At 61.3% G+C, this 13,041-nt stretch carries 11 protein-coding genes; 10 read left to right on the top strand and 1 reads right to left on the bottom strand.

Going from position 1 to position 13,041, the window contains the following annotated elements; translation table 11 throughout:
• Positions 1-21: 21 nt before the first annotated feature.
• The 5 genes from GNZ12_RS22965 (at position 22) to GNZ12_RS22945 (ending at position 5,881) form a co-directional block, all read left to right on the top strand.
• Positions 22-1,389: a CpaF family protein gene (locus tag GNZ12_RS22965; protein ID WP_172313961.1), complete on the top strand. Its 1,368-nt coding sequence runs from the start codon at positions 22-24 to the stop codon at positions 1,387-1,389.
• Between the two features lie 51 nt (positions 1,390-1,440).
• Positions 1,441-2,418: a type II secretion system F family protein gene (locus tag GNZ12_RS22960; protein ID WP_172313959.1), complete on the top strand. Its 978-nt coding sequence runs from the start codon at positions 1,441-1,443 to the stop codon at positions 2,416-2,418.
• Positions 2,419-2,466: 48 nt separating this feature from the next.
• Positions 2,467-3,426: a type II secretion system F family protein gene (locus tag GNZ12_RS22955; RefSeq protein WP_172313957.1), complete on the top strand. Its 960-nt coding sequence runs from the start codon at positions 2,467-2,469 to the stop codon at positions 3,424-3,426.
• Between the two features lie 254 nt (positions 3,427-3,680).
• Positions 3,681-5,099 (top strand): sigma-54 dependent transcriptional regulator, encoded by a 1,419-nt coding sequence (locus GNZ12_RS22950; protein WP_328806055.1) that lies wholly within the window; start codon positions 3,681-3,683, stop codon positions 5,097-5,099.
• 158 nt (positions 5,100-5,257) lie between these two features.
• A complete protein-coding gene (locus GNZ12_RS22945) occupies positions 5,258-5,881 on the top strand; it encodes a LysE family translocator (protein ID WP_172313955.1) in 624 nt (207 codons plus the stop codon).
• Between the two features lie 12 nt (positions 5,882-5,893).
• Here the strand turns inward: GNZ12_RS22945 and GNZ12_RS22940 are convergent, their stop codons facing one another.
• Positions 5,894-7,309, bottom strand: a complete 1,416-nt coding sequence (locus GNZ12_RS22940) for an aminotransferase-like domain-containing protein (protein ID WP_172313953.1) — start codon at positions 7,307-7,309, stop codon at positions 5,894-5,896.
• Between the two features lie 156 nt (positions 7,310-7,465).
• Between GNZ12_RS22940 and GNZ12_RS22935 the strand changes: the two genes are divergently transcribed.
• The 5 genes from GNZ12_RS22935 (at position 7,466) to GNZ12_RS22915 (ending at position 12,319) form a co-directional block, all read left to right on the top strand.
• Positions 7,466-8,794: an aspartate aminotransferase family protein gene (locus GNZ12_RS22935; RefSeq protein WP_172313951.1), complete on the top strand. Its 1,329-nt coding sequence runs from the start codon at positions 7,466-7,468 to the stop codon at positions 8,792-8,794.
• Between the two features lie 309 nt (positions 8,795-9,103).
• On the top strand, positions 9,104-9,355 hold the full coding sequence (locus GNZ12_RS22930; RefSeq protein ID WP_172313949.1) for a hypothetical protein: 252 nt from the start codon (positions 9,104-9,106) through the stop codon (positions 9,353-9,355).
• A 222-nt stretch (positions 9,356-9,577) separates the two neighbouring features.
• Entirely contained in the window at positions 9,578-9,943 is a 366-nt protein-coding gene (locus GNZ12_RS22925) for a transposase (protein WP_216673326.1), read from the top strand.
• A 121-nt stretch (positions 9,944-10,064) separates the two neighbouring features.
• Positions 10,065-11,420: an IS110 family RNA-guided transposase gene (locus GNZ12_RS22920; RefSeq protein WP_172313947.1), complete on the top strand. Its 1,356-nt coding sequence runs from the start codon at positions 10,065-10,067 to the stop codon at positions 11,418-11,420.
• Positions 11,420-12,319 carry an IS3 family transposase gene (locus GNZ12_RS22915; protein ID WP_407947724.1) on the top strand — a complete coding sequence of 300 codons (900 nt, stop codon included), beginning with the start codon at positions 11,420-11,422 and terminating at the stop codon, positions 12,317-12,319. Before GNZ12_RS22920 ends, GNZ12_RS22915 begins: the two co-directional genes overlap by 1 nt.
• The last annotated feature ends 722 nt before the right edge of the window (positions 12,320-13,041 follow it).

Here is a 13,041-nt window from a genome sequence, read left to right as displayed (position 1 = left end):
TGTACACCACTGGAGACCATCATGTCACTGCGTGAACAGATTTCCGCTCAACGCGTGCAGCCGTTTGGCGAGCGCGAAAACGGACACCACTCGCCGAACCACATGGCGCGGACTGCTTACCAGAAGCTGAAACGGGAAATACATCAGTGCGTGCTCGAGCGAGTCGAACTTGAACGGCTGGCGAGAATGCCACCTGAGCAGGTCCGCCATGAAATCGGCGCGCTCGTTACGCGCATCCTCGAAGAAGAGAAAGCACCGGCCAATGATCTCGAACGCCGGCAGTTGGTGATCGACGTCTACGACGAGATGTTCGGGTTCGGTCCTCTGGAAAGCCTGCTGCGCGATCCGACGATATCCGACATTCTCGTCAACACGTACCAGCGCACCTACGTCGAACGTAAAGGGCGGCTCGAGCTGACCGACGTGACGTTCTACGATGACGCGCACCTCATGAAGGTGATCGAAAAGATCGTATCGCGCGTCGGACGCCGGATCGATGAATCGAGCCCGATGGTCGACGCACGTCTTCCAGATGGCTCGCGGGTCAATGCAATCATTCCGCCATCCGCAGTGGACGGACCGCTGCTCTCGATCCGGCGCTTCGCGGTCAATCCACTGCAAGTCTCCGACCTGATCCAGTTGCAGAGCCTCACGCCGCCGATGGCGGAGGTGCTCGATGCACTGGCGCGCGCGAAGGTGAACATACTGGTGTCGGGAGGGACCGGCAGCGGCAAGACGACGCTGCTCAACGTCCTGTCGGGCTTCATTCCGGACGATGAGCGCATTGTGACCATCGAAGACGCGGCGGAACTGCAAATGCGGCAGCAGCATGTGCTGCGGCTCGAAACGCGCCCGCCGAACATCGAAGGGCGCGGCGAGATCACGCAGCGCACGCTGGTGCGCAACGCGCTGCGGATGCGGCCTGATCGCATCATCCTCGGTGAGGTGCGCGGCGCCGAGGCGCTCGACATGCTCAACGCGATGAACACCGGTCACGAAGGATCACTGGCCACCATCCACGCGAATACTCCGCGCGATGCGCTGACTCGTCTCGAAAACATGATCAACCTCGGCGGCCTGTCGCTGCCGACCAAAACCATGCGCCAGCAGGTTTCATCGGCCATCTCGGTCGTGATCCAGGCTGCCCGGCTGACCGACGGCCGACGCAAGATCGTTAGCATTCAGGAGATCACCGGCATGGAGGACGACATCATCAACATGCAGGAAATCTTCACGTTCAAGCGAACCGGTATCGATGAGAACGGCAACGTGCGTGGGCGGTTTTGCGCGACCGGCGTGCGGCCCAAATTCGCCGAGCGCTTGCAGGCGTTCGGCGTTGCATTGCCCGACGCTATCTACGATCCCGGACGGCATTTCGAAACCACGTGATCCGGCTGACCCGATCCGCTCATTGACTCGCTGCGGTCTGAGGAGACACGCATGACCCCGATCTTCTATGCATTCGCCATCTTGCTGTTCCTCGCTGTCGTGCTCGCGCTCGAGGGCGGTTACCAGTGGTGGAACAATCGTCACGGCCCTGCTGCCCGCCGGATCGAATCGCGTATCCGCGCACTATCCGCCGGCGGCCAGGTTCATAAGGAACGCTTGACGATCCTGAAGCAGCGCATGTTGAGCGAGTCGGCATTGCTCGACAAGCTGCTGATGAAACTGCCTCGCATCCAGACGCTCGACCTGTGGATCCAGCAATCCGGGCTCAAGTGGTCGATTGCGCGGTTGATCGGTACGACTTTCGTTCTGCCTGCAAGCGTGCTCGCTCTCGCCACGCTCACGCCCGTACCGACGATGTTCGCCGCACTCGGCGCCTTGTCTGCGTCAGTGCTGCCGTTCCTCTATGTGAGCCGGCGGCGTAGCAAGCGGCTGCGCCAACTTGAACGCCAGTTGCCTGACGTCGCCGACATGATTAGCCGCGCGCTACGCGCAGGACACGCGTTCTCTAGCGCAATCGGCATGGTCGGCACCGAATTCGCCGAGCCTATGGGGGGTGAATTCCGCATCACCTTCGACGAAATCAACTACGGTGTCTCACTGAACGAGGCCTTGATGAATCTCGCGACGCGCGTGCCGATCCGCGATCTGCGTTACTTCGTGATCGCCGTCCTCATTCAGCGGGAGACGGGTGGCAATCTCGCGGAGATACTGGACAGCATTGCAACGCTGATCCGCGAACGCATGAAGCTGTTCAACAAGATCCGCGTGCTGTCCGCCGAGGGCAAGTTGTCGGCGTGGATACTTGGCCTGCTGCCGTTTGTCACCGCGGGGCTCATGATGGTCCTTAACCCCACTTTCCTCGAAGTGCTGTGGCAGGACCCGGCCGGCATCAAGGTCATCGAAACAATGGCGTTCTCCATGTTATGCGGCGTGCTGTGGATGCGACGCATCGTGAAGATTCGCGTCTGATTGCACTTTTCGCACAGGCGCCGCAGATCAGGATAACAAGGAGCTGTCATGCAAACGCTCGACTCGATGCACATGCTGTTGCTGGTCGGCCTTTTCGCCGTGGTGTTCGGCGCGATATTCGCCGCAATGTTGCTATTCTCACCGCGCGATATGCGTCGGCGTATCGAACAGGCAGGTGGGACCAACCTCCCCATGTCCGACCCCGGCAGCATGCCGTCAGGCTCGGCATGGCTCGAAAAGCTCGCCGAGATTTCGCAGCCGATTTCGAAACTGTCGATCCCGACTGAGGGCTGGGAAAACTCGGCACTGCGCGTGCAAATGATGAATGCGGGTTGGCGCACGCAGGGCGCCGCCGCACTCTATTTCGCCGCGAAAACCCTGCTCGCGCTCGCGCTGCCGCTGATTGCACTTACGTGCCTGGCGAATACCTCGCTCGCGACGCAGCAGTACCTGTTGATGTCCCTGCTCGCCGTGCTCGGCGCGATCGGCTACTACATGCCGAATTTCGTGCTGGCGCGCCGCATTGCATGGCGCAAGCGTGCAATTTTCGAAGATTTTCCCGACGCGCTCGACCTGCTAACCGTGTGTGTCGAAGCGGGCCTCAGCCTCGACGCGGCGTTGATGAAAGTGGCGGGAGAAATCGAACTGCGCAGCCCGGTGGTCGCCAGCGAATTCCAACTGATGCTGCTCGAAATGCGCTCCGGGTTTTCCAAGGAGAAAGCGTTACGCAATCTTGCTTTGCGCACCGGTGTCGAGGATGTCGATTCCTTTTGCGCAATGTTGATTCAGGCCGAGCGTTTCGGCACGAGCATCGGCTCCTCATTGCGTGTTCTGTCGGACACCCTGCGCACACGCCGCCAGATGCGCGCAGAAGAGCAGGCGGCGAAGATCGCGTTGAAATTGCTGTTCCCACTCATCTTCTGCATCTTCCCGGCCCTGCTCACCGTCCTGCTAGGGCCCGCATTTATCCATATCTACCGGGTGTTATTGCCTACCTTTGGCGGCTGAGTTCAGATTTGCGGCCGCCGGGAAAACACCTATATATTTGCGGTCGAATCGAGACGCTATACGGGCATTGGCGCCCCGAGGATATTGCTGTGAGAATCGCCGCACCGATATTCTTTTTTTTCAGGGCCGGCAGCGAATAGTATCAATGTACCGGCCGTCGTTGCATAGCCGATATTCAGGCGTGCAACAATGCAAAAAAGAAGGGGGGGAATATCGTGCCAAAATCACCAGGTCGCGTCCGAACGACCGTTTGCGTGACGGCCGACTCTGCGCAGTCCGCTCCCCCGCTCCAACCGGACACCCAGCGACGTCTGATCTGCGTTGCTCGCGCACCGAGCGACGTGCTGCTGGAGAATATGCGCTCAGCCGGCTGGGATATTACTGTGGCAAAAACCGCAGCCGGTGCAGTAGCCGCGACGACCAAAACAGGCGTGGCAGCGGGTCTCATCGATTTCGACGGCTTCGCGCCACGCGACTTTGCCGCTCTCAAGGCGTGCCTGAGTCAATCGACCATCGGCTGGGTGGCGATCACGGCTGAATGCCAGTCGGTAAACCACGCGGTACGCGAACTGATTCGCAATTATTGTTTCGATTACATCACGCTGCCGCTGCCGTATGAGTGGATCTCCCATGTGCTCGGGCATGCCCGAGGCATGGCGGCGTTGGATTATCTTGACAATGCCGCCGAAGCCAATGTCCCAGGGAACAACGAGATGTTTGGCACCTGCGACGCCATGCAGCAGCTTTTTAGCAAAATCCGCAAGGTCGCCAATACCAACGCGAGCGTCTTCATTTCCGGCGAATCGGGGACTGGCAAAGAGCTCACCGCTCTCGCGATCCATGAGCACTCGCCGCGGCGCAAGGCGCCGTTCATTGCGATCAATTGCGGCGCAATTAATCACCAACTTCTTCAGTCGGAACTGTTCGGCTACGAACGCGGCGCGTTCACCGGCGCGGAGCAGCTCAAGATCGGCCGTATCGAATCGGCGAACGGAGGCACCCTGTTTCTCGATGAAATCGGCGACATGCCGCTCGCGGCGCAGGCTAGCCTGTTGCGCTTCCTGCAGGAAGGCAAGATCGAACGCCTGGGTGGCAATGCATCGCTTCCCGTCGACGTACGCGTTATTTCGGCGACCCACGTCGACCTTGCCGCCGCAATCCTCGACGGGCGCTTCCGCGCGGATCTGTTCCATCGTCTATGTGTGCTGCATGTCGACGAGCCGCCGCTGCGAGCACGCGGCAAGGACATCGAAATACTCGCGCATCACGTCCTGCAGAAGTACAAGATCGACAGCACTCGCAAGATCCACGGCTTCACGCCATCGGCGATCGACGCCATGTACAGGTACCACTGGCCCGGCAACGTGCGCGAGCTCATCAATCGCGTGCGACGTGCGCTTGTGATGGCTGAAGGCAGACTACTGACGCCTCGTGACCTTGACCTCGAATCGCCAATCGACAAGGAAACGCCGACGCTCGACCATGTACGCGAAGTGGCCGAACGCCGCGCGATCGAAACCGCATTGCTGCGCCACGATTACCGGGTGGGAAAAGCGGCGACGGCGCTCGGAATCTCGCGGGTCACGCTGTATCGGCTGATGGTTGAGTACGAAATGCGTCACTCAGCATGCGAGGCCGTGGACGATACGGATGAGGAAGCGAACGAAAAATAATCCGTTTGATTGATGCCTTTTCGAGGTCTTCGTGCTGCTCACGTTGCACCTGACCACCCACCTGTACCGGACACCATCCCCAAAACCGTACAGGTACTGTACCGGCATGGTTCGCTAGAATGCTCCAAAGGTCTTATCGACCGACACCGGAGCCACCCATGTCTTACCTCAGCCTCAGCGCGCTTCCCGCCGGCATTCTGTTCGCGCTCGTCACCACTATCACGCCGGGTCCGAATAACACCATGTTGCTGGCCTCGGGCGTCAACTTCGGCTTTCGCCGCACGCTGCCGCATCTTTCCGGAATCAGTGCCGGAGTCGTGCTGTTGATGCTGTCGGTCGGGATTGGTCTGGGCGAAGCCTTCGTGCACTTTCCCGTGCTGTACACGGTGCTCGAAGTCGCGAGCGTCGCGTACTTGCTGTATCTCGCGTGGAAAATCGGCACGTCGGGCGAACTGAAGGTCAAGAAAGGCGATCGCCGGCCCATGAAGTTTCATGAAGCCATCGCGTTCCAGTGGATCAATCCGAAAGCGTGGATGATGGTGCTGACCGCCGCCACGACGATCCACCTCAGCGAGAGCTACAGCATGAACGCCGTCGCGATGGCGGTGATCTTCTACGTCATCGGGTTTCCGTGCATCTGCCTGTGGGCCGGTTTCGGCACCGCGATGCGCGAGGTGCTGTCGGACCCGAAGCGGCTACGCATTTTCAATGTGGCGATGGCGTTGCTGCTGGTGCTCTCGCTGTATCCGATCGCGCTGAAGCTGCTCGGCCAGTCAGCATAAGATTGAGCGACGCTAGATCGCACCCTGCCCCACTCGCTCGATGAAGCGCCATAACGCGTCGTCGGTCGAGTACGGGGCGTTGAAACGGAACCAGGCGCTCGGGGCATCGTCGGGACGGAAGTAGGAGCCGGGCGCGAGCCAGATGCCATGCGCGAGCGCGGCCGTCGCCACCTCCCCCGCGCACTCGGCTTCGATCGGCAGGCGAGCCCACAGGAACAAGCCAGCTCGCGGCCGGTGAAACAGTTCGAGGCCGAGCGAATCGAGCCGCTCCTCGACGGTCGCATGCGCGAGCTTGAGCCGCTCGTTCACGGCTTCGACGTGGCGCGCATAGCGTCCTTCGAGCAACACCTTGTCGACGATCCGCTCGATCGCTTCCGACGAGGTCAATCCCACCGCCATCTTCGTGCGCGCCAGTTCGCGCAACACCGCCCGCTCGGCGACCACGTAGCCGCAGCGCAGCCCCGGCGTCACCGTCTTCGAAAAACCGCCGACATATAGCACGCGCTGCAAGCCTTCCATCGCGGCAAACAAAGGCGCGCCAGGCGGCGCCAGCTCGCGGCTGACATCGTCTTCGATCACCCACATGCGCTGACGCTCCGCGATCTGCAACAGACGAAACGCCGCCGACATGCCGAAGGTCGCGCCGGTCGGATTCTGCAGCGTGGTGTTGACGAAAATCGCCTTTGGCTTGTGCTGCGCGACCAGCGCTTCGAGCACGTCGGTATCGACGCCGGCCGGCGTGCGCGGCACCCCATGCACCTCCAGCCCCGCCAGCTTGAGAATCTGCAGCAGATTGCAGTAACCCGGATCTTCGACAATCACGGCGTCACCCGCGCGCAGCAGCGTGCGGACGATCAGATCCAGCCCTTGCGTCGCGCCCTGGGTGAGCAGCACGTTGGAGACGTCGACCGGCAAACCGCGCCGGTCGAGTTGCTCGGCGATCCGCTCGCGCAGCGGCGCGAAGCCGTACGGATGCCCGTAGTCACCGAGGCGCGCCGCCGGCACCCGGCTCATTGCACGCAGCGCGTGCTGCAAACCTGTCTCGTTGATCCATTCGTTCGGCAGCCAGCCGCCACCCGCCTTGATCGGCACCGAATGGTCGGCGAACACGTCGGACAATAGCCAGGTCGCGGTCAGGCTCGGCGGCTGCCAGTCGGTCGGCGCGACCCGCGCGGACTGGGAGCGCGCCGCCACGCGATAACCCGATCCGCGCCGCGCCACCACGAGCCCCATCGAAACAAGACGGTTGTAGGCCTCGGTGACCGTGAAGGTGCTCAGTTCATGGCTTTGCGCCAACTGCCGCACCGACGGCAACAGCGCGCCAGCGCGCAGCGATTGCGCCTCGATAGCGCGCGCGAAGCCCTGCACGACCTGCTCGACGAGCGTGGGGGCGGCGCGCCGGTCGCGCTCAAGTTGTAGTTCGATCATGGTAGGAATGAGGAGTCGGCACAGTTATCGCAATTCCACCAGCACAGTTAGCACCACACTGCGTCAACTGTTTATGCCGCCATTAAACCGCGAACGCTACAGTTTTGGCTATGCCCCGAAGGAAGTCCCTTGGGGGACCACTTCGAGGAAAAAACCATGACTTCGCGCCCCGTCATCGACGACCTGTCGTCTTTCTGGATGCCCTTCACCGCCAATCGCCAGTTCAAGGCTGCGCCGCGCCTGCTGGAATCGGCCAAGGGTATGTACTACCGCACCACGGACGGGCGTGAAGTGCTCGACGGCTGCGCCGGCCTCTGGTGCGTGAACGCCGGCCACGGCCGCGACGAGATCGTCGCCGCAATCACCCAGCAGCTGTCCACGCTCGATTTCGCGCCGACCTTCCAGATGGGCCACCCGCTGGCATTCGAAGCGGCCACGAAAGTCGCCGAATTGATGCCGAACGGCCTCGACCGCATCTTCTTCACGAACTCCGGCTCGGAATCGGTCGACACCGCCCTGAAAATCGCGCTGGCGTACCACCGTTCGCGCGGCGAAGGCCAGCGCACGCGTCTGATCGGCCGCGAGCGCGGCTATCACGGTGTGGGCTTCGGCGGCATTTCGGTCGGCGGCATCGCACCGAACCGCAAGACGTTCTCCGGCGCGCTGCTGCCGGCGGTCGATCACCTGCCGCACACGCATAACCTCGAACACAACGCGTTTTCGAAGGGTCAGCCCGCCTGGGGCGCGCATCTCGCCGACGAACTCGAGCGCATTGTCACGCTGCACGATGCGTCGACGATCGCCGCGGTGATTGTCGAACCGGTGGCCGGCTCGACGGGCGTGCTGATTCCGCCGCAAGGCTATCTGCAGAAGCTGCGCGAGATCTGCACGAAGCACGGCATCCTGCTGATTTTCGACGAAGTGATTACCGCTTTCGGCCGCGTCGGTAAGGCGACGGCGAGCGAATACTTCGGTGTGACGCCGGACCTGATCACGATGGCCAAGGCGATCAACAACGCCGCGATCCCGATGGGCGCCGTGGCCGCGAGCCGCACGATCCACGATACGATCGTCAACAGCGGCGCGCAGGGCGCGATCGAACTGTTCCACGGCTATACGTATTCGGCCCACCCGGCCGCAGCCGCGGCCGCGGTTGCAACGCTCGACCTGTATCGCCGTGAGGGCCTGTTCGAGCGCGCGGCGACGCTGGCGCCGAAGTTCGAAGCCGCCGCTCACTCGCTGCGCGGCGCGAAGCAAGTGAAGGACGTTCGCAACCTTGGCATGATTGCGGGCGTCGAGCTCGAGTCGCGCGACGGCGCGCCGGGCGCGCGTGCTTACGAAGCGTTCGTGAAGTGCTTCGAGGCGGGCGTGCTGGTGCGCTTTACCGGCGACATCCTCGCGTTCTCGCCGCCGCTCATCATCGACGAAGAGCAGATTGCGCACATCTTCAAGACGGTGGGCGACGTGCTGGCGACGGTGCAGTAAGACTGCTGGCGAGATGCGGTGCGCAGGGGTTGCGCGCGCCGCATTGCCAGCGGCGCGAATGAGGCGGCAGCGCTTTTACGGCGTGCTTCCAACTGGCCGATAGCTATCGCCTGCTTGGCCGACCTGATGCCGTACTTGCCGGTGCACGCCTTATCGACCTGTTCCTTGATGAATTCCCCGGCTTGGGGAGGCTCGTTGCAACGCAGCGAAACTTCAGGAAATTGCCCTGGAAGGCTCGCGCCTGGCGCCTGGACGGCGTATGGTGATGGCAAGGGTTGGCGCCGTGGTCCGACCTGACGGGAGACTTCCATGAAGATACCTACCGTTCGCGCGGGCGCGCATATCGAAGGCGTGCATTGGATTGCCGAGTACGCTGAAGACGTTCACGAGATTCGCGTGTTTCGCGAAGGCCAGGAAGTGGATGTGCATAATGCGCCGTCCTCGTTGTTTGGCGATGAGGAAAATGCGGGGTCGAAGAATACCGCTGACCATCGGGCTGTGGAAGCCGCTGTGCTGGCTTATTTGAGGCGGTTTGTGATTGAGCATGATGCAGAGGAATAGGGTTTTTGCCTGCGCGGCGCTTAGTGTCTGGTTGCCTGCGGCGTTGGGGTTTTCTTGATCTGTTTTGCCTGCGCGGCGCTTGTTTTTCTGTTTGCCTGTGGCGTTGGCCTTTTCTTGTTTTCTTATTGGTCTATTAGTGTTGCCCCTGTGCGGGGCGGCACTGTAGTGGTTCAATGAACCCGGACACCTCTAAAGGGGATAATTCTCCAACTGAGGTGAGAAATGAGCAGACGGAACATTCCTGAAGAATTCAAGGCAGAAGCAGTCCAGCTGGTGGTCAGCAAGGGCTATTCGTTTTCCCAGGCCTGCGAAGCGCTGGGCGTTGGCGACACGGCGTTGCGTCGCTGGGTCGCGCGGTGGCGCGAGGAGCAGGCCAAACCGCCGCGCACAGCGATAGAGATCGAGACCGACGCGCGCCGCATTCGCGAGCTCGAGGCGAAGGTCGCTGATCTCGAGAGGGAACGCGACATTCTAAAAAACACCCCAAGGGACGCGCCCCTGCCCGAAGGGCAGAAACTCCCGGGCACCGCTACACTGACTGCTCCCAGAGGGAGCGGCCGTCAGACTTTTGGTGATTCATCCCGTTAAAAAACGTGGCCCAGGGACTGACGCGGACCCAGCATTGGTGACGCCGCCAGGCGATCCCGTTCAGGAAGGTGATCGATTCCGCTGTCCCGCCCTCTGCCCATTCTGATGGCGGAGGTCTGGCATGACGGCAACGAACTCCCGACGCGCCGGCAGTGCGGCGCAGATTACGGTGGTGCATCACCATGCTGCGGCGATCGACATCGGCGCACAGTTTCATGTGGTGGCAGTGGGACCGGAGCGTGACCCGCAACCGGTTCGTTCATTCCGCAGTTTCACCAAAGAGCTGCACGATCTCGCCAACTGGCTCAAACAAGTTGGAATCACGACCGTCGCCATGGAGTCAACCGGCGTCTACTGGATCCCCGCGTTCGAGATCCTGGAGGCGCACGGCTTTGAGGTGGTACTGGTCAACGCGCGCGACGCGAAGAACGTGCCGGGTCGCAAGACGGATGTGAGCGATGCGCAGTGGCTGCAGAAGCTTCACGCATACGGGCTGCTGCGCGCCAGTTTCCGCCCGCGGCACGACGTGGCCACGCTGCGCTCCTATCTGCGGCAACGGGAACGCCTGCTCGAATATGCCGCTGCACATATCCAGCACATGCAGAAGGCGCTGATGCAAATGAACCTGCAACTGCATCACGTCGTGAAGGACGTCACGGGCGCCACCGGCATGAAGATCATCCGCGCCATCGTGGCCGGCGAACGCAATGCCGGGGAACTCGCCCGACATCGCGATGTGCGTTGCAAGGCATCGATTGAGACCATCCGCGACGCGCTGATCGGCAACTATAAAGCCGAGCACGTGTTCGAGCTGACCCAGGCGCTTTCGCTATACGATTTTTACCAGACCCAGGTCGCGCAATGCGATGAGCGTATCGAACGCACGCTTCGGCAACTGCAGACCGGTGCCGAACCACCCGCCGCGCCATTGCCCGCAGCGCGGTACCGGACCAGGCAACCTAACGGCTTCTCCTTTGATGTGCGTGCCGCACTGTACGCCATGCTCGGCGTCGACCTGACACAGATTCACGGCCTCGGACCCTACGTGGCGCTCAAGCTTGTGGCCGAATGCGGTAATGACATGTCGCGCTGGCCCACGGCAAAGCACTTCACGTCGTGGCTGTGCCTCGCTCCAGGCAACAAGATCTCCGGCGGCAAGATCCTGTCGTCAAAGACGCGCCGCTCCTCCAGCAAGGCTGCTGCTGCGCTGCGTCTTGCAGCAGTCGCGATCGGCAAGACGGACACCGCGCTGGGCGGCTTTTACCGACGACTGTCGGCGCGGATCGGCAACGCCAAGGCCGTCACCGCCACCGCCCGCAAGATCGCGGTGCTCTTCTACAACACACTGCGCTACGGCATCGAATATGTGGATCCCGGCGCCGCGTATTACGAAGAGCGCTACCGGCAGCGGGTCCTCAACAACCTGACCCGACGCGCCGAATCACTTGGCTACGTGCTGCAGGCCAAACCAGCCTGATGGCTCGGGTTTCTCAGGAAGTCTACGGCCTTCTTCGTCAAGGAAATGGATCGCTTCCCGAAGTGATCCAGTCACTGAAGAAGGCCTGGCCTGTGAGGGTGATGTGTGAGGTGATGAAAGTGGCGCGCAGCAGCTATTACGCGTTCGCGGGGCGCCCGTCGGCTAGCCCTACGCCCTGCCCGCAGATCGCCGAGGCGCGTGAAATTCATCGCGAAACCCGCTGCAGTTATGGCAGCCGAAGGATGTCGGAGGAGCTTCAGAGGCGTGGTCACAAGGTGGGGCGTTATCGTGCCCGCACGCTGATGCAGCGCGCGCAGCTGGTGGTTACCAGAAAGCGCACGCACCGCTATCAGAAGAGCAATGGCGAGGCGCTGGTGGCGCCGAATCTGCTGGCGCGTCACTTCGAGCCGCCGTCCATCAACCAGGTGTGGGCAGGAGATATTACTTATGTGAGGACGCTTCAGGGCTGGTCGTATCTGGCCATCGTGATGGACCTGTATTCGCGCCGTATCGTCGGCTGGGCGTTTGCGCTGCTGCCTGATACAGCACTGGTCATCAGGGCTTTGCAGCAGGCGCGCGACCAGCGACGTCCGCCGCCGGGGCTGATGTTCCACTCGGATCAGGGATGCCAGTACACCAGCGCGCACTTCGTTGAAGACCTGAAGGCCAACGGCATGGTGCAGAGCATGAGCAGAAAGGGGAATTGCTGGGATAACGCACCGGTGGAGCGTTTCTTTAGAAGCCTGAAAAGCGAATGGATCGACGAGAAAGGGTACCCCGATCACGCGCACGCCGAACACGACATCGGGGCCTACATCGACGACTTTTATAACTACCGTCGCATCCATTCGGCAGCAGGCGGTCAGCCGCCGGCACGATGTGAAGCTTCACTTTTTTAAATATTCCCCTTTCCGGGTGTCCAGGTTTACTTGACCACTACACACTTACTTTCTTTGCCGCCGCAAAGAAAGATAAGCAAAGAAAGCGGCTCAAACCGCTAATTCTTAAGCGGGTCCCCCGCACAGCCGCGGTAGTGGTGCATCTGGAATCTGTGTCCTCGCACATTCAACGTTCGTGACCAGGCAGTCATACTTCCCGCCTCGCACTACGTGCTCGCCGGAAGGGTTCATCATGCAAACCCATGGCTTCGTTTGGACTTGGTGGGGACCGTCGGCTTCGCCTCGGCGAAATGCCAACGGACCCAGCGTCTCGGAATCGCCTCCGGTATCCAACAGGACTAGCCGCATACGAAGTACGACTGGCCGCTGAAAACGGCAGGCAGCTTTGTGAAGTGCCGCTGAGCGTAAGCGGCGGGGGGGTTGCTGAAGTACCGCGTCGGCGCGCGCAGCGCCGCCGGAAGTATGACTGCCTTGTCACTCGCGCCGAATGCGCGAGGACACAGATTCCAGATGCACCACTGCCGTAACTGTGCGGGGGACCCGCTTAAGAATTAGCGGTTTGAGCCGCTTTCTTTGCTTATCTTTCTTTGCGGCGGCGTAACTATTCAGCGGCAGTCAGAGGCGAAACGACGATTCCGGCAAAGCTCAAGGCCAGCGCATCGATTAGCGAACGGTTCTGTTTGCGCAAGGTGGCGAGGTAGGAGCGGATCGTGCAGAACGCC

Origin of the sequence: Paraburkholderia solitsugae (genome assembly GCF_013177695.1) — a bacterium.
Taxonomy (GTDB): Bacteria; Pseudomonadota; Gammaproteobacteria; order Burkholderiales; family Burkholderiaceae; genus Paraburkholderia; species Paraburkholderia solitsugae.
This window is presented reverse-complemented; position numbering and strand designations above follow the sequence as displayed.